Source organism: Mycobacterium saskatchewanense, from assembly GCF_010729105.1.
Taxonomy (GTDB): Bacteria; Actinomycetota; Actinomycetes; order Mycobacteriales; family Mycobacteriaceae; genus Mycobacterium; species Mycobacterium saskatchewanense.
Genome location: NZ_AP022573.1, coordinates 5,412,525 through 5,438,669, shown reverse-complemented (window position 1 = coordinate 5,438,669; position 26,145 = coordinate 5,412,525). Strand labels below are relative to the sequence as shown.

Sequence of the window (26,145 nt, the reverse complement as noted above, 5' to 3'; positions counted from 1 at the left end):
GGACATCGGCTCACTATCTATCTATCGATAGATAGTTGACTGGCTCGCTCTCAACGTAGGGGGTGGAGCTACGCTTGTCAACAGCTATCTATCGACAGGGAGGCTGGGTGAGCGACACCGCAGCGCGGCTGATGGATCTTGCCGAAGCTCACATCCGTGATGCTGGCTACAACGGATACAGCTTCCGTGATTTGGCGGCAGAAGCCGGGATCAAAAGCTCCAGCGTGCACCACCATTTCCCCACCAAGGCCGCACTGACCGCCGCTGTCGCACGCCGCTACACCGACAGCGTGCTGGCTGCGGTTGCGGAGGCAGCTGACAAAGAGGGGTCAGATGTCATCTGCGTCTATCGTGACCTCTTTCGGACGGCACTTCTGCGGGACGGACGGATGTGCCTGGGTGGCGCCCTAGGCGCCGAAGCCGGTGGCCTGCCGCCCGAAGTGGCCCATGAAGCTCGCGAATTCTTCAGCCGCCTGGCCGGCGACCTTGCCGCCCGAGTCGGCGGTTCGGACGCCCGGGCACGCGCCCTGCACGTCCTCGCCACGCTCGAGGGGGCCATGATTCTCGCACGCTCCCTCAACGATCCCGGCGCCTTCGACAGCGCCACCGCCGGCTTGACCTGACGCCATCCGCTCGGCATACCCAGACGACGTGCGGCTGCAAATACAGTCAGTCAGGAGAGGCGCGCGGTTGCCCACGCAGGCAAACCTAAGCACCTACACACCCGACCATCTGCGCGCTGTCGAATACGAGGTCAATGACCGCCCCCGCCACATCATCGAAGACCACAGTCCCGCCGAACTTTTCACCGCGCCGCTAATGTCATCAGACCATTAACGGTTGCGACATTGACCAGAAGTCACCCCGGAATTACCGCTCAGGTTTCGGCCGGAACCGGCACGCAATTTAGGATTGCTTCAACTTCTCGCGGTACGCCGACTGCTTGGCGCGGTTCCCGCACACCGCCATACTGCACCACCGGCGCGCACGCGTCTTCGTCTTATCGAGGAAGACCAGCGTGCAGGCAGGTCCTGCGCATCGTTTGATGTGAGAGAAGTCTGCTGAGCAAACGGCATCGGCCACCGCATCAGCAAGCGGCAGCAGTAGCGACGCAGGTGAGTCCCACCTCCGCATCAGTATCCGCTCGAAAGCCACCCCATCGCTGTCCTCCACGTGCGCGGGGCTCTCCGGAGGGGTCTGGCTTCGCATCGCAACCAGGCGGTAACTGTCGTCCCGCTCGAGCAACGCGTTCAACGGCGCCAGGTCGCCCAACGCCGCGCGGGGCAAAGCTGCACCACGGTACTTCTCGACGAAGGCACGGAACCATTCGCGGAGCTCACGCGCCTGCGCCGCGATGTTGTCGAGTTCGCCCGGCCTCGCGATCGTCCGGATCAGCTCCGATGTTTGCGAGTCCAGCAGCTGCGACTGCTCCAGCCAAGCAATCAAGCCTTCGCCATCAGCCAACCACTCAACAACTGTTCCCTTCGGGCTGGCCCGCGAGTTCAAGAAATCGAGTCCCAACGAATCGGCGACGAAGAAGGCGGGAGGACATACGGACGGCATCGGCGAGCTCGCAAGGGTTCGGTAAGGACATCAGACCGCTGAGAGTAACCAGCAAGTCTCGGGGTTGACAAGTTACTATAGCAAAAGTAACCTCTTATTTTCGACCTAGCAGGTTACTCCAACACGTGCATACAAGGACCTCCACCCGTGACCAAACTCCGCTACCGCACCGTCAACGTCGATGGCATCGAGCTCTTCTACCGCGAGGCCGGTAACCCCGACGCGCCCGCGCTCCTACTGCTCCACGGCTTTCCCACCGCGAGCCACATGTTTCGCGATCTCATTCCGCTGTTGGCGCCACATTTCCGCGTCGTTGCGCCGGATCTTCCCGGCTTCGGCCAGACCTCCCGCCCACCGCGCGATGAATTCACTTACACATTCGACGCCCTCGCCGACGTGATTGATCACTTCACCGAGATCGTTGATTTGCCATGCTTCGCGCTCTACATCTTTGACTACGGCTCACCCGTTGGTATGCGGCTCACGCTTCGCCACCCTGACCGCATCACTGCTCTGATTTCGCAAAACGGGAATGTCTACGAAGAAGGACTGAGCGACGAGTGGAACCCGATCCGGACGTATTGGGATGAGCAGAGTCCGGAAAACCGCGCCGCTCTGCGAACGCTTCTGACGCCGCAAACCACCGCATTTCAATACCTGCACGGGGTCGGCGACCCCTCGCTGGTATCGCCGGATAGCCGCACCCTCGATGACTACTATTTGTCTCGACCGGGGGTCGACGACATACAACTCGATCTGTTCCTGGACTACGCCTCAAACGTTGCGCTGTACCCGAGATTCCAGGAATATTTGCGGAACTGGCAGCCGCGAGTCCTCGCAGTGTGGGGGCGCACCGATCCCTTTTTCCTGCCCGCTGGCGCAGCAGCGTTCCGCCGTGATGTTCCTGAGGCCGATGTGCGGTTCTTCGATACAGGTCATTTCGCGTTGGAAACGCACGCCCGGGAGATTGGCCATGCGATTGTGGAGTTTCTGACCAAGGCTCCGGCGTGACCATCCGACCCAGGCGCCGCCCCGCGTGGGGGAAGAAGGCGGCACGCGATTGCGGTGCTACTGGGCCCCCAGCTGCCACTATCCGGCTGTTTGCGCCTCGGCTGCCGACGGTTCTGAAAAATCTTGCCGGGGTCAAGCACGCGCTCATAGCAATAATGGCCTCGGCATTGACAATGTCCGGCTGTGAAGCCGACGTGGCAACGATAGGTCCGACTCAGCCGACGCGGTACCATTCTTCATCCATCGACGGATTGTCGATCTTCTATCGCGAAGCTGGGCCGGCATACGCCCCGACAATAGTGTTGCTTCACGGTTTCCCGTCATCATCCCGGATGTACGAACCGTTATTCGCCCGGCTATCGTCAAGATTCCACCTTATCGCACCGGACTATCCTGGATTCGGTCATAGTTCCACTCCTCCCGCCACGTCGTTCGCGTATACGTTCGATCATATAACCGAGATCGTCGAGAAGTTCACTGAAGGAATTGGGCTGAAACGGTACGTCCTCTATATGCAGGATTACGGCGGCCCCGTTGGTATACGGCTTGCAATTCACCATCCCGAGCGAGTGCAGGGGTTCATCGTACAAAATGCTGTTTTTCACGCGGTAGGTCTCGGCCCCTTGTGGCGTAAGCGCGAAGAGTTCTGGGCTAACCGAGCCGCCAATGAGACCGAATTCCGGGCGACGTTTCTTTCTGCCGAGACGACGCGTCAACGTCATATCGGATCGAATCCGTGTGCCGACACCATCGACCCGGACCGATGGACCGACGAGCTCGAATTTCTATCGCGTCCTGGCGAGGCCGATATTCAAACGGACCTGTTTTATGACTACCGCACCAATGTTGCTAGCTACCCACGCTGGGGTGCATGGCTGCGCCAAAATCAGCCTCGGTCGTTGGTGGTCTGGGGCCGATACGATCCATCGTTCCGAGTCGACGAGGTGTCTGCTTATCAGAAAGACGTGCCAGCGACCGAGACGCGCCTCCTCGATGCCGGACACTTCGCGCTCAACGACCGCCCAGACGAAGTCGCACAGTTGGTTGCCGCATTCCTCGACGGAATCTCGAAGTAGATTGCGTAATGGCGTGAGCCGAAGAGACGAGTCCGCGCTTAAGAGTGTATTAAATGGAAACGTCCCCGACCAATAGCTATCTCGGACAAGAAAAGGACATCATGTCGACAATTACGGACAATACTGCATCCAACAAATCGGTGAATCTGGTACAGCGCTTCTACGCAGCGTTGGCGCATGGCGATACACCCGGGGTACTTACCCTACTTCACGACAACGTTCATTGGACTGAGGCTGAAAGATTCCCGTACTATAGCGGCACCTGGGTTGGACCGCAGGCCGTTCACTACAATTTACTCAAGCGGCTTGCAGAAGATTGGGAAGTATTCGACGCCAAAGCAGACGATTTCATCGTCGAGGGCGCACGCGTGGTGTCGTTCGGGTCTTACTCCGGTGTTTACAAGAAGACCGGAAAATCACTGCTGGCGCCATTTGCCCATCTTTGGGCGGTCCAAGACGAGAAAATCGTTAGCTTTCGTATGTACACAGACACCGCAAAAGTGCTCGACGCCATGCAGTGAATGGTTCTCGGAAGCACGCGGCTCAGATTGTGGTCCTGACGCGGGAGGCAGCATTGGTCGGGTGGCTGGCCAGGTTATGGAAGCGGCAACCCGATGGTTGCGAATCCTGGGCTCGTCTGGCGGAGTGTTCACAACCCAACCCACAGTTCCGCATCCGCCACGACACCATCGACCAATTCGGCAAACTCACCCTGCGCCACGGCAGCCACCTGCACCACCTGGGCATCGGCCGCACCCACGCCGGTACCCCAGTCTTGATCCTGGTCACCGACCACACCGTCACCGTCATCAGCAAAACCGGCCACCACGTCCTGAGCAGCCACACCATCGACCCCAACAAAAACTACTGGCGCAACCAAAACAAAAACCCCGGCCGATGGCCGGGGAATCTGTAACCCATGACGCGACTCATCTGTCACCTATGACTCGACTCATCACAAAAGTGGAGCTAAGGGGATTCGAACCCCTGACCCCCACACTGCCAGTGTGGTGCGCTACCAGCTGCGCCATAGCCCCAAGTCGTGCCAATCGAAGCTACACCACCGGCACCGAGCGTTCAAAACCGCAGGTGAGCGCGCCGACTCGGCGAAGAGCTAGCGCGGGTGATACCGCTGCCCAGAGTCGGTCATGCCTGTCACAGGGGCCGACGTAGCCCGAACGCCCCTCACCCGATGACCTGATTGACCACCTCACGAGCCATCCGCTGCACCTCGGCCAGGTGTTCGGGCCCGTTGAACGACTCCGCGTAGATCTTGTAGACGTCCTCGGTGCCCGACGGGCGCGCGGCGAACCAGGCGTTGGCGGTCGTCACCTTCAGCCCGCCCAGCGGCGCCCCGTTGCCTGGCGCGGCGGTCAGCTTCGCCACGATCGGCTCCCCCGCCAGCTCGGTCGCGGTGACCTGCTCGGGCGACAGCCTGGCCAGCCGCGCCTTCTGGTCACGGTTGGCGGGCGCGTCGACCCGCGCGTAGTACGGCGTGCCGTACTCGGCGGTCAGCTCCCGGTAGCGCTGCGACGGGCTCAGGCCGGTGACGGCCAGGATCTCCGAGGCCAGCAGCGCCAGGATGATGCCGTCCTTGTCGGTGGTCCAAACCGATCCGTCGCGCCGCAAAAACGACGCCCCCGCCGACTCCTCGCCGCCGAACCCGATGGTGCCGCCGATCAGGCCGTCGACGAACCACTTGAAGCCGACGGGCACCTCGACCAGCTTGCGGCCGAGGCCGGCCACCACGCGGTCGATGATCGACGAGCTGACCGCGGTCTTGCCCACCGCGATGCCCTCCGGCCACGACGGCCGGTGGGTGTACAAGTAGTCGATGGCCACCGCCAGGTAGTGGTTCGGGTTCAGCAGGCCCTCGTCGGGGGTGACGATGCCATGGCGGTCGGAGTCGGCGTCGTTGCCGGTGGCGATCTGGTAGCGATCCCGGTTGGCGATGAGCGAGGCCATCGCGTCCGGCGAGCTGCAGTCCATCCGGATCTTGCCGTCGTGGTCGAGCGTCATGAACCGCCACGTCGCATCGACCAGCGGGTTGACCACCGTCAGGTCCAGCCGATGCCGCGACGCGATCTCGGCCCAGTAGTCCACGCTGGCCCCGCCGAGCGGGTCGGCGCCGATCCGCACCCCGGCCGCGCGGATCGCATCGATATCGACCACGTTGGGCAGGTCGTCGACATAGTTGCCGAGGTAGTCGTGCCGCTGGACGGCTCCCAGCGCGCGGGCCAGCGGCACCCGCTGGACCCCCGAACCGTCCCGCAGAATCTCGTTGGCGCGCTTGGCGATTGCGTTGGTGGCGTCGGTGTCGGCAGGACCCCCGTTGGGTGGGTTGTACTTGAAACCACCGTCGGGCGGCGGGTTGTGCGACGGCGTCACGACGATCCCGTCGGCCAGCGCGTGGGTGCGGCCGCGGTTGTAGGTGAGGATGGCGTGGCTGATCGCGGGCGTCGGCGTGTAGCGGTCCCTCGAGTCGACGACGGCCACCACGTCGTTGGCGGCCAGCACCTCCAGCGCCGACACCCACGCCGGCTCGGACAGGCCGTGCGTGTCGCGCCCGATGAACAGCGGCCCGGTGGTGCCGTGCGCAACGCGATACTCGACGATCGCCTGGGTGATCGCCAGGATGTGGGCCTCGTTGAAGGCGCCGTTGAGCGCCGAGCCGCGGTGCCCCGAGGTGCCGAACACCACCTGCTGGGCGACGTCGTCCGGATCCGGCTGGATCGAGTAATAGGACGTGACGAGATGGGGCAGATCGACGAGGTCTTCGGGCTGGGCCGGCTGACCGGCACGCGGGTGGGCCATGGCTACCAATTGTGCCCGGGCGACTGACTTCTGACGTCTCCGGTACGTTACTGACTTCTCAGGTACTTCCCGGGTTCACCGGCTGGTAAGCCTGGCACTTAGGCTGCTTCCGACCGCCCGCACACGAAGGGACCCGCCCGTGGCAAACCGCGACTACCGCGAGTTGGCGGCGGTCTTCGCCGGCGGGGCGGTGGGCACCCTGGCCCGCTCCGCCCTGAACACCGCCGTCGTCCGCGACGCGGAACACTGGCCCTGGTCCACGTTCACCGTCAACATCGTCGGCGCCTTCCTGCTGGGCTACTTCACCACACGATTGCTCGAGCGCCTACCGGCGTCGAGTTACCGGCGCCCGCTGCTGGGCACCGGATTGTGCGGCGGGCTCACCACGTTTTCGACGATGCAGGTCGAGACCATCGAGATGCTCGAACACGGCCACTGGGCCATGGCGGTCGGCTACACGGCCAGCAGCCTGGTGGTGGGACTGCTGGCCGTGCACGTCGCCAGCGCGCTGGTGCGGCGAGCGCGGGTACGCGGATGACGATCACGACGGCTTTCGTCTGGACCGGCGTCGCCGTCGTCGGCGGCCTAGGGTCGGTACTGCGTTTCCTGGTGGACCGCACGGTCGCTCGGCGCGCGGGCCGGTCCTTTCCATTCGGCACCCTGACGGTCAACATCACGGGGGCCGCGCTGCTGGGCTTCCTCGGCGGCCTGGCGCTCAACAAAGAGGCCGCCCTGCTGGCCGGCACCGCGTTCGTAGGCGCGTACACCACGTTCTCTACGTGGATGCTCGAAACCCAGCGTCTGGGCGAGGAGCGCCAGACCTGGGCGGTGTTGGCCAACATCGTCGTCAGCGTCGCGCTCGGTTTGGCGGCGGCCTTCCTCGGGCAGTGGGCCGCGCAGCAGATCTGACCGCGGCCCGTCAGGGCTGGCGCGTTCGGGGCACGTCGCCGGGCGTGAGCGCCAGCGCGTACAGCGCCATCCGGCGATTCGACATGTCGTGCTCGCCGAGGAACACGCAGCCGGCGCGCTCGCAGAACCGCCGCGCGGTCTTGTTGCGGTGGTCGGGGTCGAACATGATCCTGCGGCACAACGGATCCTGCGACAGCACGCTGGCCACGAAGTGCGGCAGCATGAAGCCGGCGATTCCGCGGTTCACGAACTCCTCGTCGGCGATGGCCGCGTGTATTCCGAGGTCGTAAGGGTCGGCCTCGTACCGGGTGGCGATGGAATCCTTTGCCGCGCGGTACAACTCGATGTAAGCGTGGTCTTCGCCCTCCTGGCTGGCCACGAAAGGCCGGGAGTAGTCGCCGTCCAGCTGGGCGCGGAGGTAGCGGCGCCAGCGCTCGGCCGGCCACGCGGATTCCCAGGCCTCGACCAGGACGGGGCGGCTCATCCACTCGGCGATCATCTCGGCGTCGGCGTCCGGGTCGGCGAGGCGGAAAGCGTAGGGTTCCGGCACATCCGCAGCGCTGGGCGGCGGCGGGACACGGCGGACCTCGTCGCTGATATCGGTCAGTTCGCGCGGCAGGATCACTTCGGGGTCGCTCATGACACCGCGGAGCCTACCCAACCCGATCGGTCAGTTGCCGGTGAGGCGCCCGACGTCGACGACCGCGCCGCGATTGATGCTCACCCAGTCGCGCCCGTCGAGGTACGGACGCAGGCTCCGGCCGATGCGCTCGGCGTCGGCGGGCGTCTTGGGTCGCTGAAGCTCGTACACGTGCGGGAGATCGACCATGCCGCTCACCACGTTCCACAGCTTCAGCGCGTCAGGCCCGGTCGGCGGGTCCACCAACACCGGCCCGAAGAGGCACTGCCCCGACACGAACAGCGTCGGCACGCCGTAGCCGCTGGCGTCGACGACCCGCTGGTGGTCGGCGCGGACGTCGTCATGCGTGGTCGGGTCGTCCAGCGCCGCATCGAAAGTTGCCGCTTCGTCGACGATGTCGGTCAGCAGGCGCCGGGCCACCGCGGGGTCGTGCGGCTTGCCGCCCAGGGTGTGCAGTTCATGCCCGATCGCGGCGTACCACCGATCCAGCAACGCCATGTCCGTACGGCGCAGCAGCGCGCCAATCCGCATCAGTGACCAGCCGTAGGACCACTCCCGCTCCCAGGGGTGCTTCTTTCCCTCCGGCCGGTTGATCTCTTCGAGGCTGAAGAACCGCCAGTTGATCGTGATGCCGATCTGGTCGCGAACATCGCGGATCCACACTGACGTCTGGTACGCAAACGGGCACATCGGGTCGAAATGAAAGTCGACGCTGACACTCATCGGATCCGACCTTTCGATCAGTAGTGATAAGTGTCCGAGGGGGCGGGCGAGTGCACTTTCTCGTCCTCGAATTCGGACACCTCGATGCCGTAGGCGCGGGCCAGTTCGAGGATCTTGGTGGCTCGCGCGATGCGAGGCAGGTCGGACCCGTTGCGGATCTCTCCCCCGTCCCGCTCGAACTCGGCGAAAAACTCCTTCGCCCAAGCGATCTCGTCCTGCGACGGCGACAGGCCCTCGTTGACCACGGCGCACTGGTCCGGCGTCAGGCAGATCTTGCCCGTCATGCCGAATTCGACCGAAACCGCCGTGGCCTCGATGAGCTTCAGCGCGTTGGAGCCGATCGTGGGCCCGTCGATCGCACTGGGCAGGCCGGCCGCCTTGGCGGCGATGGTGAAGCGTGACCGCGTGTACGCCAGGGTGGACGGATCCTCCCCAAAACCGGTGTCCCGGCGGAAGTCTCCGATCCCGAACGCGAGGCGAAAGGTGCCCTTGGCCGCCGCGATCTCGGTGATGCGCTCGAGCCCACGCGCCGTCTCCACCAGCGCGACGATCGGCACGTCGGGCAGTCGCTTCGCCGTCTCGGTGACGTGGTCGACCGATTCGACCATCGCCAGCATCACACCGCCGACCGGCGTACCGGCCAGCGCCGCCAGGTCATCGGCCCACCAGGGGGTGCCGAAGCCGTTGATCCGCACCCAGTCGGTGTTGCCCCCGGCGAGCCAACGCACGACGTTGTCACGGGCGCCCTGCTTGTCTTTGGGCGCGACCGCGTCCTCGATATCGAGGACGACGACATCGGCGCGGGAGTGCGCGGCCGACTGGAACCGCTCGGCGTGCGCACCGTTGACCAGCAGCCAACTGCGGGCCAGGACGGGGTCGAGCCGGGAACCGATGTCTTCGGGATCCACGGCGTGACTGTCGACGTGTTCATACATTGCGTGATCTGTGGCCATCTTCATTCCGTCGGTGCTACTCGAGTTCCCTAAACCGTAGTCGCACGGCGAAACGGATGGTCACGACGCCCCGGTGATCAGGGCGAAGCCCCGGCACTGGAGACCCTTGGCGAATTGTCCAAGGCTCGTTCGATCAATTCGCCGGCGGGTAGACCTTGCCCTGCAACGCCGTGGCCGTCAGCCGCGCGTTGTCGCCGCGAGCTACCGGAACCCGGCTCCGAAATCCGTCTCGGTCAGCCGTTTCTGCCGCCGGGGCGCTTTTGTTCGGTGGTGCAGGCGTTGCCAATCCGCCGAGATTGCCGTGAGGGCCGCACTCCGCCGCGGATCACCACCACCACGGCAATCTCGACGGCAACGAAGCTGACGCTAATTCCACTGCTTCTCAATAGGATTCGCCGTCGATCGCCAGCCACTTCACCGTTGAGCCCCTCGCCGCGCCAATGCGTTTAGACCCGGCTCGACCGGGTACTTCTTTGGCGGAGCGGCGCACAGCCCAGCGTCCGCGCATGGCCCCAATCCCCTGATGCAACGGGAGGTATCGGCGATGGCCGAGATGATGATCGAATCGCCCGACGAAGTCGTCGCGTTCCTCAAAGCGCAGCACAACCTGATCGAGGACATGTTCGACGAGGTCCTGCACGCATCGGACCCCCAGGCCCGCGAAGAGCCGTTCGTCAAATTGCGGCAGCTGCTGGCGGTTCACGAGACGGCCGAGGAGATGATCGTGCACCCGCGGGTGCGACGTGAGGCCGACGCCGGTGACGCGATAGTGGACGACCGGCTGACCGAGGAACACCAGGCCAAGGAGCTGCTGTCGCAGATCGAGCAGCTCGACATCGCGTCGCAGGAGTTCGTCGACGAGATCACCAAGCTGCGCGACGCCGTGCTCGACCATGCCCGTCAGGAGGAGAGCGAAGAGTTTCCGGTGCTGTCCCGGAAGCTGGACGATGACGACCTCAAGCGGATGGGAACGGCCGTGCGCGCGGCCGAGGCGATCGCGCCGACGCGTCCACATCCCGGCGTCGAATCGGCGAAGCTGAATTTCGCCGTCGGGCCGTTCGCGTCGATGCTCGACCGCGCCCGCGACCTCATCGGACAGGCGTTCGGCTAACCACTTCGGCGGCGGCCGCGCGTCCGTAGTCTGGGTGAAGCGTCCGTAGTCTGGGTGAAGTGAGCGTTGCACCGGATATGAACCTGGCTCTGCAGGATCGGTTCTTGCGCGACCTGCCGGAGATGGCGGTGCGCTGGCAGGCCGAGACCCCGCCGGACGCGCGGTTGTTGGTGCTCAACGACCGGCTGGCCGCGGAGCTCGGCCTCGACACCGAGTGGCTGCGTAGCCCCGACGGCCTGCGGTTCCTGGTCGGCAGCGCGCTGCCGACCAGCGCCGCCCCTGTCGCGCAGGCCTATTCCGGCCATCAGTTCGGCGGGTTCGTCCCGCGGCTGGGTGACGGCCGGGCACTGCTGCTGGGCGAGCTCGTGGACCCCGCGGGGAGCGTGCGCGATATCAGCCTCAAGGGGTCCGGGCCGACGCCGTTCGCGCGCGGCGGCGACGGCCTGGCCGCCGTGGGTCCGATGCTTCGCGAGTACGTCGTGAGCGAGGCGATGCACGCCTTGGGCGTGCCGACCACGCGTTCGCTCGCCGTCGTCGGCACCGGCCGGGCGGTCCAGCGCGAGGAGACCCTGCCGGGCGCCGTGCTGACGCGCGTCGCCTCCAGCCACCTGCGGGTCGGCAGCTTCCAGTACGCCGCCGCCACCGGCGACGTGGACCTGCTGCGCCGCCTCGCCGACCACGCCATCGCCCGCCATCATCCCGGCGCGGCGAGCGCGGACCGCCCTTACCTGGCGTTCTATGAAGCCGTGGTCGCCGTCCAGGCGTCGCTGATCGCTCGCTGGATGCTGGTCGGGTTCGTCCACGGCGTGATGAACACCGACAACATGACGATCTCCGGTGAGACCATCGACTACGGTCCGTGCGCGTTCATGGAGGCCTATGACCCGGACACGGTCTTCAGTTCGATCGACTTCTGGGGCCGGTACGCCTACGGCAATCAGCCGCTCGTAGCCGGGTGGAACCTCGCCCGGTTCGCCGAGACGCTCCTCCCGTTGTTTTCCGACGACATCGATGACGCCATCGCGCTGGCCGAGGCGGCATTCGGCGTGTTCGAATCCCGGTACGACGCGGTCTGGTTCCCCGGCATGCGAGCCAAGCTGGGCTTGCGGGCCGATGTGGAAGCGGCGGCGGCGATGCCGTTGATCGACGAGCTGTTCCGCCTGCTGAAGGACGGCCGCGTCGACTACACCTCCTTCTTCCGGCAGCTCGGCCGAGCTGCGCGTGGGGACGCCGAGCCGGCGCGCGGGCTGTTCATCGACCTCGCCGGCTTCGACGAGTGGCTGTCCCATTGGCGGGCCCTGGGCCCGGACGCCGCCGCGATGGACCGCGCCAATCCCGTCTACATCCCACGCAATCACCTGGTCGAGGAGGCTCTGACCGCGGCGACGGCCGGTGATCTGCGTCCGCTCCGGCAGCTGCTCCGCGCCGTGACCGGGCCTTACGACGAGCGCTCGGGACTCGAGCGCTACGCCGGTCCGGCGCCGGAGGACTTCGGCGCCTACCGGACCTTCTGCGGCACCTGACTCGGCTGCGGGCCTCGTCGCGCGGCTCCCCAGAGACCAACTCCGATGCCGACGACGGCACCCCCTAGGCCGATGAACCGCTGGGACGGCCTCAACTGGTCATGGACGCTCAGCCCGCCGATCAGGTCGGCCGCGTCCGCGCCTCCGGACGCCAGGAACCAGCCCCGCGTGTTGCGGCCCCGGAGGGCCGCCGCAGCCAGCAGGCCGCCGATCAGCGCGTCGCGGTACCCCATCGATCGCAACAGCAGCCGCGCAGTCGGCGAAGGCGCTTCGGGATCGCCCCAGAGCCGGTTCGCGCCCAACGGGTCGACAAGAAACGAGATGCCCGAGGCGAGCCGAATGCCGCCCGCCAGCAATGCCGCCCGGTCGATTGCCATAGCTGCAGCCTAAGCCCGGCCCGGGCACCCGGGCCGCAGGTTCGGCCCATTTCGCACACCGCGTCGGGATGCTGTCGCCACCCGTTGTGCAAAGTTATCGCCGAGCAGCAAAACCCGGTCCGCAAACTCGAGCACCAGGTGTCGCTGGTTGATCGGTGCCAACCGGCAGCGATCCGAACCTGCCACCCAGTCTTATGAAAGTGCCTATCCGAGAACGGTTCGCCTATTACCTTGATTACCTATGACGGAACAGGGGGATCCGCTCTCTTGTCGGCGTCCGCATGCCGGCCATCCGCCCGGGACGCGACGAAACAAACTGGCTCCAGATCCGGAGGTGCGCCGCGCCATCGTGGCCGCGGCAGCGAAATCCGTTCGCGAACAAGGGGTTCGGGGTCTCAGCATCGCGGCGGTGCTGGAGCACGCGCAGTTGAGCACCCGGGCGTTCTACCGCCATTTCGAGTCGAAGGACCAGCTGGTCGCGGCGGTGTTCATGGAGATGACGCGCGTCGAGGTCCAGCGGCTGAAAGCCAAGATGGCACCGGCGGCCGACCCAGTGGAGGCCGTCACCGCGTGGATCGACGGGCGGCTTGATCTCGCATTCGACGAGACCATCAAATCGGAACAGCGCCAAGCATCTTTGGAGGCTCAGGAGAAGATTTTCTCCTCCCCCGAGCTGGTATCGCCGTCCTACATGGCGATCCTCGACCCGCTGATAGAACAGCTCGAGCGTGGCTTGGACCTCAGGATGTTCCACGACATCATTCCGGCGACCGCCGCCAAGTCGATAAACGGCGTGGTCTGGGCCGCCACGCAACGGCAGTGGGCAAGCGGCCACTGGGAGCCCCAAGAGGTCCGGGAGCGCGCCCTGCGATTCTGCCTGCGCGGCCTGGGCGTGGCACCGCAAACAATCGAGGGCATGACCTCGACGAAAGCATGCGCCGGCCGGGCGCGAAACGAATGAATGCCCGGCGGCGATATGTGAGACGAAAGTCAGCGAACATTTGTCGGCCGTGAAAAAATGATTGCCTGAATGGCTCCGGGGGTAATAGGCATCACATGACGCAGCGGTATGACCGGCCCGATTCCCGCCAGGGTTACCTCGGCGGGGGTGCACCACGTCGACGGGCGAAGCTCGCGCCCGATCCGGACGTGCGGTGCGCGATCCTGGACGCTGCGTCGAAGTCGGTTCGCGAACAGGGCATCCGCGGGCTCAGCGTCGCCGCCGTCCTGGAACAGGCCCGGCTGAGCACCCGCGCCTTCTACCGGCACTTCGAGTCCAAGGACCAGCTGGTCGCGGCGGTATTCACGGAGATGACCCGCGTGGAAGTGCTCCGGCTGAAAAGGAAGATGGCCGCCGCGGACAACCCGGTGGAGGCGGTGACGGCCTGGATCGACGGCCGATTCGACCTCGCCTTCGACGACAACACCGAGTCCGATCTGCGGCGGCTGTTGCTGGAGGCCCAGTCGAAGGTGTTCACCTCGTCCGAGCCGGTGTCGGCCCCATACCCGATGATCTTCGAGCCGCTGATCGAGCAGCTGCAGCAGGGGCTGGATCTCGGCGTGTTCCACGACGTCATGCCGGCAACGGCCGCGAAGTCGCTGCACGGCGTCGTCTGGGCGGCCACCCAACGGCACCGGGGGACGAGTCACGACGAACGCGCCGAGACCCGTCGACGCGCGCTTCGGTTCTGTCTGCGAGGGCTGGGCGTCTCGCCCGAAACGATCGACGCGCTGACCGCGGAGCGGGTGGCCGCGGGCTGACCAGAAAGCGACTCGCCGCGGGCGGCGCGCGGAGACAGACGGATGACTGCCGGATGGCTACCATGGCCCCATGGCCGAGCCGGTCCCGGCTTCTGACGAAACCGCCGCAGTCAACGCTTCCGAGACCGTTGCCGTACCCAACCCGGCGTCGCCGGGTAGTGGTGGCCTCGCGTGGTCACGCGACGATGACGAGGAGTCGCCCCCTCAGCCGGCGGTCGAGCGCGAATCGTGGGTGACGACGTGGCGGAAAGCCGGCGCTTTGCTCCTGGGTGGCCTGGTCCTGGCGGGCGCGATCGTGGTCGGGTTCTGGGTGCTGAGCCCGGACAACAAGGGTTCGCAGGCGCCGCCTAGCGCGTCACCTACGCCGACTGCCGGCGCCTCGCCGACGGCGACCGCTTCGCCGTCGGCGGCCTCCCCCTCGTCGATCCCGTCCACACCAGAGCAGGACAACAAGTACGTCCAGACGTTGAACGACCGGGGCATCTCGTTCGCGAACCCGGAGGCGGCCATCTACAACGGCAAGATGGTCTGCGCCGACATCCGCCAGGGCATGACGGTGCCGCAGATCGTCGATGCGTTTCGGGCCAGCAACCCGGCACTCGGCGCGGATGCCGACGCCTACGTGGCCATTTCCGTGCGCGCCTACTGTCCTCAAAACGGCAACCTGGTCAGCGGAGTGTCCTGACATCGCCTCGCCGGTCGTCGTCGAACGCGTATTGAACTGCGGGAATCAAACCCCGTCGATAATGATTGGACTTGGCGCGACCCGCCCGAGCCGACCTGGTCGGTCGGCATCCACACCAGGCACACTCCGCGCGATCGCACCGCAGCCAAAAGGAGACAGCTCATGACTGTCGGAGACAACAGCGCCCCAGTCGGGTCGGTGCCTCGCCCTCAACCGCGGCCGGTGCGCCCGCCCCCGTCGAGGAACCTCGGCAATGTCGTCGCGGCGGTGTTCCTCGCGATGGCCGTCCTGTTCGCGCTCGGTGTCGTCGCCACCTACTTCCTGCGCGATCGGACCGCGACCTCCCCCGGACCGCAAACGATCACGGTGACCCCGGGGCCAAAGGGTTCGGGCGACGGAGCCGACGGCCGGTTCTTCTCCTCGCTGGCCATCTACGGCATCGCCGACAACGGCAACGACGCCGTACGGCAGCGGTTCATGGAGTTCGGCCACCACACCTGTTTCTCGCTCTTACCGCCGCACCCGCAGGCGCTGGACTCGACCGTCACCGACATCATGACGGCGGAGAACCAGGACGTCGCGTCGGGGAGTCCGTGGTCGCCCCAGTTCACCCACGACGACGCCGAACACCTCGCGGAGGCCGCCATTGGCGCCTACTGCCCCAGCGTCTCGAGGTAGCCGCCCCCCAAGGTGGTCGCTCCAGACGGCCTCAGCCGACAGGTGGCGCCGGCCACGGGAATTCGGGAATGATGGGCGACGACGTCGGGGATGGCGGTGCCTGCGTGACCGGTTCCCCGAGGTGCTGGGGGCAGTAGACGCTGGTCGCGATCGTGGTGAACCGGGCGGCGTCGGGCATCGAAAGCCCCGGGTTGCTCGCCGAGACGTCCTGGATGACGTTGGCTTTGAGCTGACCCTGATCCATCAGGTCGCAGGCCTGCTTGCCGATCGAGATGGCGGTGGGCCCGCTCTGATAGGGGATGCCCGCCTTGTCGAGCGCGGAAAGGAAGCCGGCGTCGGGGCCCGGATCCGCCTGTGCCGAAGCGGCGAAGCTGACCGTGAAGACAAAGCTCGCGAGCACCACAGGCATGCGCACCGTTACATCCTCGTACATGCCGGCGCCCGCGTCTTCCCGACCCCATCAGAAGTCAAGCCGGCAAAGGGATCGCGCCCGAACTGCGCGCGTGCGACAGTTCACCGGTGACGAGACGTGTCGCCGTGATCGGGGCCGGACCCGGTGGACTGGTTGCGGCGCGCTGGCTGCTCTCGCGCCGGCTCGAACCGGTGATCTTCGAGCAGGGACCGATGCTGGGCGGCCAGTGGACGGGGCTCGCCGGCCGCAGCGGGGTGTGGCCGACCATGCACACCAACACGAGCCGGATCCTGACCGCCTTCAGCGACCTCGAGCCCGAGACACGCGCCGTCTTTCCACCGAACCGCGCGATTCTGGACTATCTGCACCGCTATGCCGACGCATTCGGCCTTGTGCCGCGCATCCGGTTCGGCACACGCGTCGACCTTCTCGCGCCGGACGGCGCCAGGTGGCTCGTCCGGCACGGCGGCGTCGAAGAGACCTTCGACAACGTCGTGGTGGCCACCGGTCGCTTCCACGCCCCCGCCATCCCCACCGTGCCGGGGCTCGACACCTTCACCGGCTCGGCGGGAGCGATCGCGACCTACGACTACCGGGGGGCCGACCCGTATCGCGGCAAGCGCGTCCTGGTGGCGGGCGGCGCGATCAGCTCCCTCGAGATCGCCGCCGAACTGGCCCAATTCGGCGCCGCGCGCGTCGTCGTGACCCAGCGGCGGCAGCGGTACGTCCTGCCGAAGTTCGCCGCCGGAGTCCCCTCCGATCACCGGGTTTTCACGCGCTACGGGACGCTGGCGAGCGGGGTGCTGCCGGCCGCCGAAGTCGATCGGCAGCTGAAAGAGATCGTCGTTGAGGCGGGCGGCAGCCCGGAGCAGTACGGTGCACCGGCGCCCGCGGATTCCCTGTCGGCCGCCGGGCTCACCCTCAGCCAGTACTACCTGCCGCTCGTGGGAGAGGGCCGAATCGCTGTGCGGGCGTGGGTGAACGCCGTCGAAGGCACGACCGTGACGTTCACCGACGGCCATGCAGAGCAGTTCGACGGGATCGTGTTCGGCACCGGATTCAAGGTTCGCCTGCCGTTTCTCGATGACGACGTCCGGGCCGTTCTCGACCTGGACGACGCGCATCTGGACCTCGACCGGCATACGTTTCATCCCGACCTGCCGGGGCTGGCGTTCGTGGGCATGTGGGACCAGTCGGGCGGATACTTTGTGCCGCTGGAACTTCAGGCCCGGTGGATCGCGTACGCGTGGGGTGGCACCGTCCCGCCGCCGCGTGAGGCCGACCAGCGGTCGGCCATCGCGGCTCATCGCTCGGCGCGAGGGGCGTCGCAGAAGACCCGGATGAACCTGGTCGCGCTCACCTTTGCGCGAGCCGCCGGGGTCGAGCCCCGGCTGGAGAACTGGCCGCAGCTGCGCCGGGCGTTGCTGTTCGGCCCCTTGGCGCCCAGCAGCTTTCGGCTCGAGGGCCCTGATGCGCTGCCCGACGCGCCGGCCCGGTTCCAGCGTGATGCCGCAGCCTTCCGCGCGATTACGTCGAACGAGCTGACCGATCGGGAACGCAAGCACCTGGCCGCCCTCGCGCAAAGTGAACGGAAGCAACCACTTTGACGCCCTTCGACCGCCAGCGTGCCGTGGCGGTGGCAATGGCCGCCGCCTCGGTCACCCTGGTGCAGTGCGCCCACGGGCCGCCGCCCCGTACCGCTACACCCGCACCGTCCGTCACGGCCTCACCGTCGGCCGGAGCCCCGCCGGCACCAGCCGGAGCGACGGTGGAGCCGGTCACGGCCGCCGAACTCGGCGCGAGCTGGCGGCCGGGTTGCCCGGCCGGCCCGGGGCAGCTACGACGAGTCACTCTCGCCCACCTGGGCTTCGACGGACGGGCCCACCGCGGCGAACTGATCGTGAACGAGGACCTCGTGCCGGAGGTGACCGCGATCTTCGAAAGCCTTTACCGGCTTGGCTATCCCGTCGACAAGATGCGCACGGTCGAGAAGTATCCCGCCGCCGACGACGAGGCATCGATGGAGGACGACAACACGTCGGGCTTCAACTGTCGCGAAATTCCGGGCGCCGGACGGTGGTCCCAACACGCCTACGGCCGGGCGATCGACCTTAATCCCCTTGTCAACCCATGCATCTACACCGGCGGCGCGTTCGAGCCGCACAACGCGTCCGCCTACATCGATCGCCGCCGCGCCGATCCGGGGCTCCTGCACGAGGGCGACGCCGCCGTGCGCGCCTTCACAGACCGCGGTTGGCGGTGGGGCGGCAGCTGGGCGTCCCCGATCGACTACCAGCACTTCGAGCGACCCTGAGGCCGGGTCAGAGATGCAGGGCACGCGCCGTCGCCGTCGCGACCTCGCCGCGCAGGTCGGACATGGGCGGGCTGCCCCGCGTGTGGATCGAATTCGCGAGCAGAACGAGGTAGGTATTCGAACCCGGGTCCATCCACAGCGAGGTTCCGGTGAAGCCGGTGTGGCCGAAGCTGCCGATCGGGAAGATCACGCCCCGCGCCGTGGACTGGCCCGTATCGATGTCCCAACCGAACCCGCGCAGGTTCTGCCCCGGGATCGCGGGGTAGCGCGGCGCGAGTAGCGGATCGGTGGTGTTCGGTCTCTTCGCGGCGGCCGCCCGGGCCGCCGCATTGGCCGCCTCAAGCTGCTGCGGCGTGTGCCCCGGCTGTTGCGGGGTCGTCATCAACGCCAAAGTGTCTGGCGCCAAAGGAAACTGGCTCGGGCGGCCGGCGAGCCGGTCAAGCAGGGCCTGCGCGAAGATGCCGACATCATGCGCGGTCGAGAACACGCCGGCGTGCCCGGCCACCCCACCCATGCGCCGCGCCGTCGTGTCCTGCACGGTGCCCCGCAGCAGGCGGTCGAGGTCGGGGTTCTTGCCGGGGTCGGCCCGGCCCTCCTCGTCGCGTGCCGTCGGTGCGATGCGCGGCAAGAGCGCGGTGCTCCACGTCCCCGCGGGGCAGGCGCCCGGGGCCGTGCCGCTGGATGCGGGAGCCCAGGCGATCGCGGCGCCGACCGTCGTGTGCGGGCCACACGCTTTGTCCGGTGGGAGGTAGTGGGTGTCCGTCATGCCGAGGGGGTCGAAGACGTGCTGCTGAACGTAGACGTCCAGGGTCTCGCCCGTGACCTTCTCGATGAGGGCCCCGAGCACGATGAAGTTGATGTCGGAGTAGTGGAAGCCCTGCCCCGGGCCGGATTCCAGCGGCGTGCTGAGCGCCCGGTGTATGCCTTCGGCCTTGTCGGCTCGGTCGAGTCCCCACGGGTCTCCCAGATTGACGTCCCCCGGTTCCCCCGAGGTGTGCGTCAGCAGCATGCGAACGGTCACCTTGGCGCGACGGGGATCGTTCGCCGCGTTGAAGCCGGGCAGCTGCTGCTGCACGGGATCGTCGATCTGCACCTCGCCTCGTTCGGACAGCTGCATGACGGCCGTCGCCGTCGCGATGGTCTTCGTCAGGGAGGCCAGGTCGAAGATGGTGTCCTCGGTCGCCGGCTCCGCGGGCGCGGGCGTCCCATCCAGCCCCGGTTCGCCCCCGAGCTTGCGCGAGCCGTAGGCCTGGCTGAAGGCGACGTTGCCGCCGTGCCCGATCTCCACCACCGCGCCTGGCAGCTTGCCCGCCGCGATCGCGCGGTCGATCAGCGCGGACACCGGCGCGAATTCGGTTGCGAGAGCGGGGCTGGGCGGTTTGGCTGCCACGGCGACCCGGGGTGCGGGGGGCTGTGGGTTTATGCCCGCCGCGGGACGTCCCGCCGCGCCACGAGAGCAGGCCGTGATGAGCGCCAGGAGGACGGTTCCGGTGGCGACGGCCTTTCGGAGCGGCCTGCCGAGCGAGCTGTCGTCGATCACATGTTCCCCGCCACCGCGTTCACGGCATCTTCAGATGATTGTCCCGACCCGATGCTGTGTCGGGCGGGCCCGGCTTGTCAAGCGATGGGCAACGCGCCACCCCTCACGCGTCGCTCCGACGCGGGCGGCCGAGCGGCTCTCAGTTTCCTGCCGCCGCCGTCGGCACACCGATTCCGGGATCGACTTGTACCGGCCCCTTGGCTGACGGACGGACATCGATGTCGAAGATCTCGGTGGGGATATACACCGTTGAACACGAGTTCGGGATGTCTACCACGCCGGACAGCCGTCCCTCGATCGGCGCCGAGCCCAGAATCATGTAGGCCTGGATCCGGCTATACCCGAACTTGGACAGATAGTCGATGGCATGCAGACACGCCCGCTGATAAGACAGGTGCGAATCCAGGTAACGCTGGACACCGTCGAGCGTGACCGATGTTCCCGAGAACGCCAGCCATTGGCTGAATTGGGGAGCGACGTTGCCGGGCATGAAGATCGCGTTCTCGCTGACGCCATACGTCTCCATTCCGCCCTTGATCAGATCGACGTGCAGATCCAAAAACCCGCCCATCTCGATGGCCCCGCAAAAGGTGATCTCGCCGTCACCCTGCGAGAAGTGGAGGTCGCCCATGGACAGGTTGGCGCCGTCGACAAACACGGGGTAGAACACCCTGGTGCCCTTGGTGAAATTCTTGATGTCCTGATTGCCGCCATTCTCCCGCGGCGGAGCGGTCCGCGCCGCCTCGGCGGCCACGCGGTCGAATTCCGCGCCGCGGAGGCTGCCGAGGATCGCAGAGTCCGGCAGGGGTGGCAGGGCTAGCGGGGGAACCCGGTCCGGGTCGGTGTCGATGAGGGCTTGTTCGCGGACGTTCCATTTACCCAACAGCTCCGCCGAGGGGGCGGTCCCCATCAGCCCGGGATGCACGATGCCGGTGTAGGAGACTCCCGGCACGTGCCGCGACGTGGCCACACCGCCCTGGAAATCCCAGATCACCTTGTAGGCATCGGGAAAATGCTCGGTCAGGAACCCGCCACCGTTTTTTGTCGCGAATACCCCCGTGTACCCCCAGCCCTGCCCCGCCAACGGCCCTGAATCCTCCTGCGGGATGGGCCCGACGTCGAGGATGTCGACGATGAGCAAGTCACCAGGCTTGGCGCCCTCCACAGCGATCGGGCCGCTGAGCACATGAACCGCGGCAAGCGGGGCATTCAGGATGTCCTCGGCGGAGTCGTCGTTTCGAATCGCGCCGTCGAACCATTCGCGGCAGTGGACGCGGAAGGTGTCTCCGGGTTTGACGTGTACCTGCGCCGGGATCGCCCAGTGCCACCGATTGTGTCCGACGATGCGCTGATCGGTGAACTTCTTCGTGGAATCGAGTGGAAACACTACCTGCGGCATAACCCTTCCTGACTGTCGTTGCTTCCGGATACCCGAACGGGCACAACGGGTTTACTTTCGCGGCGAGGCCACCTTTCCCCGTTTACGGCCGTGGCAGGTACCTCCAGGCGGGGTTTTGCGGTAACGGCGGAATGCGATCGCGGACTGGTGTTGGCGGCGGAACCGACACCATGTCTGGCACGTCGCGCGTCTTCTCCGCCCGGTCGATCGCAGCCAGCACAGCACGGGGGGCCAGCGAGAGCATGGGCGCGCGAAAGACCCGAGCCGCCTCGCAATTACACACCGGACACACGAATCTGGTTGGGGCCGTTCCTATTGGGCGGCACACGTCGAAGTCGCCGTCCTGGGCGCACCGGTACCCGTATGTGGCCATCAAACCATTGTCCGTTGGCCGGCGCCTGCCCGCAGCCCACGCCGCGACGCAGGGACGCCGGCGCAAACACGTTCGGCCAGGAACGCCCCGGTAAGCGGCCGAACGCATCGCACGCGGGCAACAAAAAGTCGTGCCCGCCGCATAGCGCTTGGCGCACGCTCAGCACCGGTCACGGGCGGCCTCCTGTTCGCCCTGCCGCCGACACGCCTACCACTTCCTCGTCTCACGTTCGATGGCCGCGGCGGCGCGGAACAACAGCGCCTCGCCGAACTCAGGGCCCACGAATTGCACCGCTATGGGAAGCCCTTGAGCTCCATGGCCGCACGGCACCGAAATCGACGGCAGGTCAGCATAAGTGAACGGGATGGTGTAGCGCCGGCCTCGGGTGAACTCGTCGGAGTGCGTGTCGAGGCGCGGCGCCACGGTCGGCATCGTCGGCGTCAGGAGGAGGTCGACGTCGGCGAGCGTGGCCCGCATGGGTGCCGCGTCCGAGAACCTCCGGGCGACCGCCGCGTCGTAGTCGGCTTGGGTGAGCTTGGTTGCCGCCTCCATGTCGGCGCGCACGGCGGGCCCGAAGATGCTCTTGTCTGGAGCGGGATCGTAGATGTCGCGCATCGCCTGCGCGAACTCCCAGCGCAGGATCGTGAACGCGGCGGCGAAGTCCAGCATCGTCGGAAGGTTCTCGATCCTCACGGTCGTGACCCGTGCGCCGAGGCGGTCGAGGACCGGCAGGGTGCGACGCACCGCCGTTTCCACGTCGGGATCGAGCCCGGTCAAGCTGAAACCCTCGATCAGCCCGATACGCAGGCCGGCGATGCCAAGGTCGCAAGCGGCCAGATAGTCCGGCTTGCCGGCGGGCCGAGAGTAGGGATCGCGCGGGTCCTGGCCCACCATGGCGCCGAGCATCACCGCCGTGTCGCGCACCGTGCGCCCCAGCGGGCCCGCGACATCGAAGCGGGGGGCGCGGGGAAACGCGCCGTAAAGGCTGACCAGGCCGTGGGTCGGCCGGATGCCGACGACACCGTTCCACGCGGCCGGGACTCGCACCGAGCCGCCCGTGTCACTGCCCACGCCGGCGGCGACGATGCCCGCGCCGACCGCCGCCCCCGTTCCGCCCGACGACCCGCCGGCCGACCGCTCCGGCCGCAGCGGATTGTGGATGTCCCCGTAGTAGCTGTTCTTGCCATCGATGCCTGCGGCGAATTCGTTGAGGTTGGTCTTGCCGATGCTGACCGCGCCAGCCTCCGCGAGTCTGGTGATCACGGCGGCGTCCTCGGTGGGGACGCGGTCAGCGAACACGTGCGAACCGACTGAGGTGAGGACGCCGGCGGTGGAGTAAAGGTCTTTGCACGCGATCGGAATGCCGTGCAGCGGGCCACGATCGGCGCCATGAGCGAGCTCAGCGTCGAGCCGCGCCGCCGCGTCCAGCGCCTGCGCGGCGGTCAGGGTGATGAACGCGTTCAGCCGTGCCTGCAGCCGCGCCGCCTCACCGAGGGCTGCGCGCGTCAGCTCGACCGACGTCACCCGGCCGGCGCGCAGCAACGCGCCGGCCTCCGCGATGGTGTGCGGACGCGGCGGGGCGGCGGCCGGAATCATCGAGAGTCCTGTCACGGCGACGGCGCCCGCCGCCGCGCCCCCAACCTTCAGGGCCGTCCGCCGGCTCACACGTTTCATGCCGTCAACGGTCCAGACGGCTCGACGCCCAACCCGCTCTCGGCTGCCGTGGCTGGGCTGCCCGTCGGCACAGCCCGACGAGACATGCTGCAGCGATTCACCATTCCACTCCCTCGTACCAGTCATTCCGCCTCATCGCCGGCAACTCTCGGCAAGGCGAGGCGCAGCCCGGCGTCCTTCGGTGGATCCAGAGTTGCGGGCAGGCACTCTGCCAGCCGGATGTTTCTCGGGTATCACGCCCGGGTGACCGCAGCCCTTCCCCAACGCACGATGTCAACCGGCTTCGCACGGTGCCTTTGGTCCCTCGGCTTGCATCTCTTCGGCCCTGACGGTGGCGGCCGCCCTGAGTGATCCTGCCCCTGGATGACCCAGCCGACCGGAAAGAACAGCAATGTGGCGACCACCACGCGGCGCGATCTTGGCAGGCGTTGACGGCTCGGCAGCCGCACTCAGTGCCGTCCGTTGGGCAGCCCGTGACGCGGCGCTGCGTAGGGCGCCGCTGGCTCTGGTCCATGTCGTCGACGCCCCCTTGCCGGAGTGGTTCACGGTCGCCGCGCCGGCAGGGTTCGGGCAATCACAGGAACGGCGGGCGCGCGATGTGATTGAGTCGGCAATCGAGGTCGCCAAAGAGAGCACCGGTGAGTCCGATCCAATCCCGATCGATAGCAACGTGTTTCGTTCGGCCACCGTCCCGACGCTCGTCGGTCTCTCCGCGGAGGTCGAGATGGTGGTGGTCGGACGTGGCGGTGCGTTGGCCCGCAGCTTCCTCGGCTCGGTGAGTTCGGCATTGGTGTATCACGCGCATTGTCCGGTCGCCGTGGTCCACGACGACAAGGCCGTGACCGACAACGGTGCACGGGCACCCGTCCTGGTGGGCATCGACGGCTCACCGGCATCGGAAGCGGCGACCGCCATCGCGTTTGAGGAGGCCTCGAGGCGAGGCGTCAGCCTGGTGGCCCTGCACGCCTGGACCGATCCCCGGGCCAAGGCGCCGTTCCAGGACGCCAAATGGGACGCTCAGCTCTCCGAGGAGGAGGAGACGCTCGCCGAACGGCTGGCGGGTTGGCACGACCGCTATCCCCACGTGGGGGTGCGTCGCCGAATCGAGATCGGTGATCCGGCACGCTGGCTGATCGATGCGTCCGAACGGACGCAATTGATCGTGGTCGGCAGCCACGGGTGCAGCCGGGTCAGTGGCAGGTTGCTGGGATCGGTCGGGGCGGCAGTCGTCAACAGGGCCAAGATGCCGGTGTGAGCCGTCCCGGTGAGTCCGGAGACTGCATTCGTTGAATCACCCTGCCTTTGGTGGGGTGCGTTTGTGATCGTAGTAGAGCGTCTCGACGGCCTCGGGAGTGAAGTCGTCGAGGTACTCGTGGGGGCGTTCGGTGTTGAACCAGACCACCCATTCAGCGGTCGCCAGCTCGACCTGGTTGACGTCGCGCCACGGCCTTGCCGGCGGATAAGTTCGTTCTTGAACGAGCCGACGGTGGTCTCGGCCAGCGCATTGTCCAGCGCATCGCCAACCGAGCCGACGGAGGGATCCACGCCCTCATCGATGAGCCGCTGGGTGAAGGCCACCGAGGTGTATTGACTGCCCGCGTCGCTGTGCGCAATCAGCCCGTGCAGACTGGTGGTGCCGTCCTGGGCGCGAGTGAAGAACGCATGCTCGATAGCGTCGAGGACCAGATCGGTGGTCATGGATCTGGCGGCCCGCCAGCCTAGGATCCGGCGGCTGTAGGCGTCGATGACGAATGCGACGTAGACGAATCCCATCCAGGTCGACACATACGTAAAGTCGGCCACCCACAACCGATTTGGCGCCGCGGCATAAAAGCGGCGGTCCACCAGATCCGGGTATCGCCGATGAGTGTCGTCGGCGATGGTGGTCTTGTGCTTGGATCCGTACCGCGCGCCCTCCCAACCGTTCTCGCGCATGATCCGCTCCACCGTGCACCGGGCGACATCGTGACCCTGGCTGCGTAGCCAGATCCACAACTTGCGTGACCCCAGCGTCTGGACGAACTTGCCCTTTTCTTGTCTTCCCGCGCCGCGGTGATGATCTCGACCAGCTCGGCGTCATGGATCTGCCGTCGTGTCGGGGTCTTGTTGATCCACTCGTAGTAGGTCGACGGGCTGATCGGCACGCCATGCTCAGACAGCACCGCACACATGGGCTCGACACCCCAGCGCAGCCCGGCCCCGCCGTTGGGGCCGGCCACCTGGTGGTCCTTGTGTTCGGCGATGAACCGGATCACCGTCTCCCGGGCCGGTCGAGCTCGGCCCCGAAGAAAATCGCCGCTGCTTTCAAGATCTCGTTGGCCCGGCGCAGCTCGGCAATCTCCTTGCGCAGCGCCTTGTTCTCCTCGGCCATCGCGGAGGTCACACCCGGCCGCTGGCCGGTATCGACCTCCGAGCGGCGGATCCAGGTCCGCAACGTCTCCGGTGTGCCGATCCCCAACATGCCCGTGACCGCCGTGATCGCCGCCCACTGCGACGGGTACTGCGGGCGCACCTCAGCGACCATGCGCACCGCACGTTCACGAAGCTCGTCGGGGTACTTGCTGACACGTCCCATAACCCAGATCCTCCCAAGATCGGGAGTCTCCGGA

26 protein-coding genes, 1 tRNA gene and 1 pseudogene are annotated in these 26,145 nt (G+C 66.6%); 15 read left to right on the top strand and 13 right to left on the bottom strand.

The window, feature by feature from the left end; genetic code table 11:
* The first annotated feature begins 107 nt into the window (after window positions 1-107).
* On the top strand, window positions 108-623 hold the full coding sequence (locus G6N56_RS25490; protein ID WP_085255088.1) for a TetR/AcrR family transcriptional regulator: 516 nt from the start codon (window positions 108-110) through the stop codon (window positions 621-623).
* 283 nt (window positions 624-906) lie between these two features.
* Here G6N56_RS25490 and G6N56_RS25485 read toward each other — a convergent pair whose 3' ends face one another.
* Window positions 907-1,563 (bottom strand): CGNR zinc finger domain-containing protein, encoded by a 657-nt coding sequence (locus G6N56_RS25485; RefSeq protein WP_085255089.1) that lies wholly within the window; start codon window positions 1,561-1,563, stop codon window positions 907-909.
* A gap of 147 nt (window positions 1,564-1,710) precedes the next feature.
* Between G6N56_RS25485 and G6N56_RS25480 the strand changes: the two genes are divergently transcribed.
* The 3 genes from G6N56_RS25480 to G6N56_RS25470 are packed head-to-tail and all read left to right on the top strand — an operon-like array spanning window position 1,711 to window position 4,171.
* On the top strand, window positions 1,711-2,574 hold the full coding sequence (locus G6N56_RS25480) for an alpha/beta fold hydrolase (RefSeq protein WP_085255090.1): 864 nt from the start codon (window positions 1,711-1,713) through the stop codon (window positions 2,572-2,574).
* Window positions 2,571-3,650 carry an alpha/beta fold hydrolase gene (locus tag G6N56_RS25475; RefSeq protein ID WP_197746644.1) on the top strand — a complete coding sequence of 360 codons (1,080 nt, stop codon included), beginning with the start codon at window positions 2,571-2,573 and terminating at the stop codon, window positions 3,648-3,650. The genes G6N56_RS25480 and G6N56_RS25475 overlap by 4 nt, the downstream gene beginning before the upstream one ends.
* Before the next feature lie 53 nt (window positions 3,651-3,703).
* Window positions 3,704-4,171 carry a nuclear transport factor 2 family protein gene (locus G6N56_RS25470; protein ID WP_085255092.1) on the top strand — a complete coding sequence of 156 codons (468 nt, stop codon included), beginning with the start codon at window positions 3,704-3,706 and terminating at the stop codon, window positions 4,169-4,171.
* A 128-nt stretch (window positions 4,172-4,299) separates the two neighbouring features.
* On the opposite strand, the gene G6N56_RS28595 is transcribed toward G6N56_RS25470, so the two are convergent.
* The 3 genes from G6N56_RS28595 to pgm form a co-directional block, all read right to left on the bottom strand.
* Window positions 4,300-4,590: a hypothetical protein gene (locus G6N56_RS28595; RefSeq protein WP_158090711.1), complete on the bottom strand. Its 291-nt coding sequence runs from the start codon at window positions 4,588-4,590 to the stop codon at window positions 4,300-4,302.
* Window positions 4,591-4,614: 24 nt separating this feature from the next.
* A tRNA-Ala gene (locus tag G6N56_RS25460) sits at window positions 4,615-4,687 on the bottom strand.
* Window positions 4,688-4,835: 148 nt separating this feature from the next.
* Entirely contained in the window at window positions 4,836-6,464 is a 1,629-nt protein-coding gene (gene pgm / locus G6N56_RS25455) for a phosphoglucomutase (alpha-D-glucose-1,6-bisphosphate-dependent) (RefSeq protein WP_085255093.1), read from the bottom strand.
* 139 nt (window positions 6,465-6,603) lie between these two features.
* Here pgm and crcB (G6N56_RS25450) point away from each other — a divergent pair, with 139 nt between their 5' ends.
* Entirely contained in the window at window positions 6,604-7,002 is a 399-nt protein-coding gene (gene crcB / locus G6N56_RS25450) for a fluoride efflux transporter CrcB (RefSeq protein WP_085255094.1), read from the top strand.
* A complete protein-coding gene (gene crcB / locus G6N56_RS25445) occupies window positions 6,999-7,373 on the top strand; it encodes a fluoride efflux transporter CrcB (RefSeq protein WP_085255095.1) in 375 nt (124 codons plus the stop codon). The genes crcB (G6N56_RS25450) and crcB (G6N56_RS25445) overlap by 4 nt, the downstream gene beginning before the upstream one ends.
* A gap of 10 nt (window positions 7,374-7,383) precedes the next feature.
* Here crcB (G6N56_RS25445) and G6N56_RS25440 read toward each other — a convergent pair whose 3' ends face one another.
* From G6N56_RS25440 to G6N56_RS25430, 3 genes are read right to left on the bottom strand one after another with little or no spacing between them, the layout of a single operon-like run.
* Window positions 7,384-8,013: a GNAT family N-acetyltransferase gene (locus tag G6N56_RS25440; RefSeq protein WP_085255096.1), complete on the bottom strand. Its 630-nt coding sequence runs from the start codon at window positions 8,011-8,013 to the stop codon at window positions 7,384-7,386.
* A gap of 30 nt (window positions 8,014-8,043) precedes the next feature.
* Window positions 8,044-8,736 carry a mycothiol-dependent nitroreductase Rv2466c family protein gene (locus G6N56_RS25435; RefSeq protein ID WP_085255097.1) on the bottom strand — a complete coding sequence of 231 codons (693 nt, stop codon included), beginning with the start codon at window positions 8,734-8,736 and terminating at the stop codon, window positions 8,044-8,046.
* A gap of 17 nt (window positions 8,737-8,753) precedes the next feature.
* Entirely contained in the window at window positions 8,754-9,671 is a 918-nt protein-coding gene (locus G6N56_RS25430; protein ID WP_085255179.1) for an HpcH/HpaI aldolase/citrate lyase family protein, read from the bottom strand.
* Window positions 9,672-10,233: 562 nt separating this feature from the next.
* On the opposite strand from G6N56_RS25430, the gene G6N56_RS25425 reads away from it, so the two are divergent.
* Together G6N56_RS25425 and G6N56_RS25420 are read left to right on the top strand one after the other, a co-directional pair.
* A complete protein-coding gene (locus G6N56_RS25425) occupies window positions 10,234-10,800 on the top strand; it encodes a hemerythrin domain-containing protein (protein ID WP_085255098.1) in 567 nt (188 codons plus the stop codon).
* Between the two features lie 77 nt (window positions 10,801-10,877).
* On the top strand, window positions 10,878-12,323 hold the full coding sequence (locus G6N56_RS25420) for a protein adenylyltransferase SelO (RefSeq protein ID WP_180150609.1): 1,446 nt from the start codon (window positions 10,878-10,880) through the stop codon (window positions 12,321-12,323).
* On the opposite strand, the gene G6N56_RS25415 is transcribed toward G6N56_RS25420, so the two are convergent.
* Entirely contained in the window at window positions 12,299-12,700 is a 402-nt protein-coding gene (locus G6N56_RS25415; RefSeq protein ID WP_085255100.1) for a DUF4267 domain-containing protein, read from the bottom strand. The genes G6N56_RS25420 and G6N56_RS25415 overlap by 25 nt on opposite strands.
* Window positions 12,701-12,941: 241 nt before the next feature.
* Here G6N56_RS25415 and G6N56_RS25410 point away from each other — a divergent pair, with 241 nt between their 5' ends.
* From G6N56_RS25410 to G6N56_RS25395, 4 genes are all read left to right on the top strand, one after another.
* A complete protein-coding gene (locus G6N56_RS25410) occupies window positions 12,942-13,661 on the top strand; it encodes a TetR/AcrR family transcriptional regulator (protein WP_085255101.1) in 720 nt (239 codons plus the stop codon).
* Between the two features lie 95 nt (window positions 13,662-13,756).
* On the top strand, window positions 13,757-14,461 hold the full coding sequence (locus tag G6N56_RS25405) for a TetR/AcrR family transcriptional regulator (protein WP_085255102.1): 705 nt from the start codon (window positions 13,757-13,759) through the stop codon (window positions 14,459-14,461).
* A 70-nt stretch (window positions 14,462-14,531) separates the two neighbouring features.
* Window positions 14,532-15,146 (top strand): DUF732 domain-containing protein, encoded by a 615-nt coding sequence (locus G6N56_RS25400; protein WP_085255103.1) that lies wholly within the window; start codon window positions 14,532-14,534, stop codon window positions 15,144-15,146.
* Between the two features lie 162 nt (window positions 15,147-15,308).
* A complete protein-coding gene (locus G6N56_RS25395; RefSeq protein ID WP_142280524.1) occupies window positions 15,309-15,824 on the top strand; it encodes a DUF732 domain-containing protein in 516 nt (171 codons plus the stop codon).
* A gap of 31 nt (window positions 15,825-15,855) precedes the next feature.
* Here the strand turns inward: G6N56_RS25395 and G6N56_RS25390 are convergent, their stop codons facing one another.
* Complete coding sequence (locus G6N56_RS25390; RefSeq protein WP_142280532.1) at window positions 15,856-16,233, bottom strand: DUF732 domain-containing protein; 378 nt, start codon at window positions 16,231-16,233, stop codon at window positions 15,856-15,858.
* Window positions 16,234-16,343: 110 nt separating this feature from the next.
* Here G6N56_RS25390 and G6N56_RS25385 point away from each other — a divergent pair, with 110 nt between their 5' ends.
* Window positions 16,344-17,843, top strand: coding sequence for a flavin-containing monooxygenase (locus tag G6N56_RS25385; RefSeq protein ID WP_085255105.1), 1,500 nt, complete (start codon window positions 16,344-16,346; stop codon window positions 17,841-17,843).
* Between the two features lie 35 nt (window positions 17,844-17,878).
* The gene (locus tag G6N56_RS25380; protein WP_085255106.1) at window positions 17,879-18,550 is read left to right on the top strand and encodes a M15 family metallopeptidase; all 672 of its coding nucleotides are present in this window, start codon (window positions 17,879-17,881) and stop codon (window positions 18,548-18,550) included.
* Window positions 18,551-18,557: 7 nt separating this feature from the next.
* On the opposite strand, the gene G6N56_RS25375 is transcribed toward G6N56_RS25380, so the two are convergent.
* The 3 genes from G6N56_RS25375 to G6N56_RS25365 all read right to left on the bottom strand — a co-directional run bounded on the left by G6N56_RS25375 (window position 18,558) and on the right by G6N56_RS25365 (window position 23,536).
* Window positions 18,558-20,090, bottom strand: a complete 1,533-nt coding sequence (locus tag G6N56_RS25375) for a serine hydrolase domain-containing protein (RefSeq protein WP_232069152.1) — start codon at window positions 20,088-20,090, stop codon at window positions 18,558-18,560.
* Window positions 20,091-20,229: 139 nt separating this feature from the next.
* Window positions 20,230-21,489 (bottom strand): formamidase, encoded by a 1,260-nt coding sequence (gene fmdA, locus G6N56_RS25370; protein WP_085255107.1) that lies wholly within the window; start codon window positions 21,487-21,489, stop codon window positions 20,230-20,232.
* Window positions 21,490-22,069: 580 nt separating this feature from the next.
* Window positions 22,070-23,536, bottom strand: coding sequence for an amidase (locus G6N56_RS25365; protein ID WP_158090712.1), 1,467 nt, complete (start codon window positions 23,534-23,536; stop codon window positions 22,070-22,072).
* 391 nt (window positions 23,537-23,927) lie between these two features.
* Here G6N56_RS25365 and G6N56_RS25360 point away from each other — a divergent pair, with 391 nt between their 5' ends.
* Window positions 23,928-24,791, top strand: coding sequence for a universal stress protein (locus tag G6N56_RS25360; RefSeq protein WP_163645172.1), 864 nt, complete (start codon window positions 23,928-23,930; stop codon window positions 24,789-24,791).
* A 36-nt stretch (window positions 24,792-24,827) separates the two neighbouring features.
* Here the strand turns inward: G6N56_RS25360 and G6N56_RS25355 are convergent.
* Window positions 24,828-26,111 (bottom strand): annotated as a pseudogene (locus G6N56_RS25355) (IS3 family transposase).
* Window positions 26,112-26,145 lie beyond the last annotated feature (34 nt).

What these genes read in the sequence shown, in the direction of transcription:
- G6N56_RS25485 (WP_085255089.1), bottom strand. Translation starts at nt 1,563, where the DNA reads ATGCCGTCCGTATGTCCTCCCGCCTTCTTCGTCGCCGATTCGTTGGGA.
- G6N56_RS25470 (WP_085255092.1), top strand. Translation starts at nt 3,704, where the DNA reads ATGGAAACGTCCCCGACCAATAGCTATCTCGGACAAGAAAAGGACATC.
- pgm (WP_085255093.1), bottom strand. Translation starts at nt 6,464, where the DNA reads ATGGCCCACCCGCGTGCCGGTCAGCCGGCCCAGCCCGAAGACCTCGTC.
- crcB (WP_085255095.1), top strand. Translation starts at nt 6,999, where the DNA reads ATGACGATCACGACGGCTTTCGTCTGGACCGGCGTCGCCGTCGTCGGC.
- G6N56_RS25440 (WP_085255096.1), bottom strand. Translation starts at nt 8,013, where the DNA reads ATGAGCGACCCCGAAGTGATCCTGCCGCGCGAACTGACCGATATCAGC.
- G6N56_RS25435 (WP_085255097.1), bottom strand. Translation starts at nt 8,736, where the DNA reads ATGAGTGTCAGCGTCGACTTTCATTTCGACCCGATGTGCCCGTTTGCG.
- G6N56_RS25430 (WP_085255179.1), bottom strand. Translation starts at nt 9,671, where the DNA reads ATGTATGAACACGTCGACAGTCACGCCGTGGATCCCGAAGACATCGGT.
- G6N56_RS25425 (WP_085255098.1), top strand. Translation starts at nt 10,234, where the DNA reads ATGGCCGAGATGATGATCGAATCGCCCGACGAAGTCGTCGCGTTCCTC.
- G6N56_RS25420 (WP_180150609.1), top strand. Translation starts at nt 10,878, where the DNA reads ATGAACCTGGCTCTGCAGGATCGGTTCTTGCGCGACCTGCCGGAGATG.
- G6N56_RS25415 (WP_085255100.1), bottom strand. Translation starts at nt 12,700, where the DNA reads ATGGCAATCGACCGGGCGGCATTGCTGGCGGGCGGCATTCGGCTCGCC.
- G6N56_RS25410 (WP_085255101.1), top strand. Translation starts at nt 12,942, where the DNA reads ATGACGGAACAGGGGGATCCGCTCTCTTGTCGGCGTCCGCATGCCGGC.
- G6N56_RS25405 (WP_085255102.1), top strand. Translation starts at nt 13,757, where the DNA reads ATGACGCAGCGGTATGACCGGCCCGATTCCCGCCAGGGTTACCTCGGC.
- G6N56_RS25400 (WP_085255103.1), top strand. Translation starts at nt 14,532, where the DNA reads ATGGCCGAGCCGGTCCCGGCTTCTGACGAAACCGCCGCAGTCAACGCT.
- G6N56_RS25395 (WP_142280524.1), top strand. Translation starts at nt 15,309, where the DNA reads ATGACTGTCGGAGACAACAGCGCCCCAGTCGGGTCGGTGCCTCGCCCT.
- G6N56_RS25390 (WP_142280532.1), bottom strand. Translation starts at nt 16,233, where the DNA reads ATGCCTGTGGTGCTCGCGAGCTTTGTCTTCACGGTCAGCTTCGCCGCT.
- G6N56_RS25380 (WP_085255106.1), top strand. Translation starts at nt 17,879, where the DNA reads ATGGCCGCCGCCTCGGTCACCCTGGTGCAGTGCGCCCACGGGCCGCCG.
- fmdA (WP_085255107.1), bottom strand. Translation starts at nt 21,489, where the DNA reads ATGCCGCAGGTAGTGTTTCCACTCGATTCCACGAAGAAGTTCACCGAT.
- G6N56_RS25365 (WP_158090712.1), bottom strand. Translation starts at nt 23,536, where the DNA reads ATGAAACGTGTGAGCCGGCGGACGGCCCTGAAGGTTGGGGGCGCGGCG.
- G6N56_RS25360 (WP_163645172.1), top strand. Translation starts at nt 23,928, where the DNA reads ATGTGGCGACCACCACGCGGCGCGATCTTGGCAGGCGTTGACGGCTCG.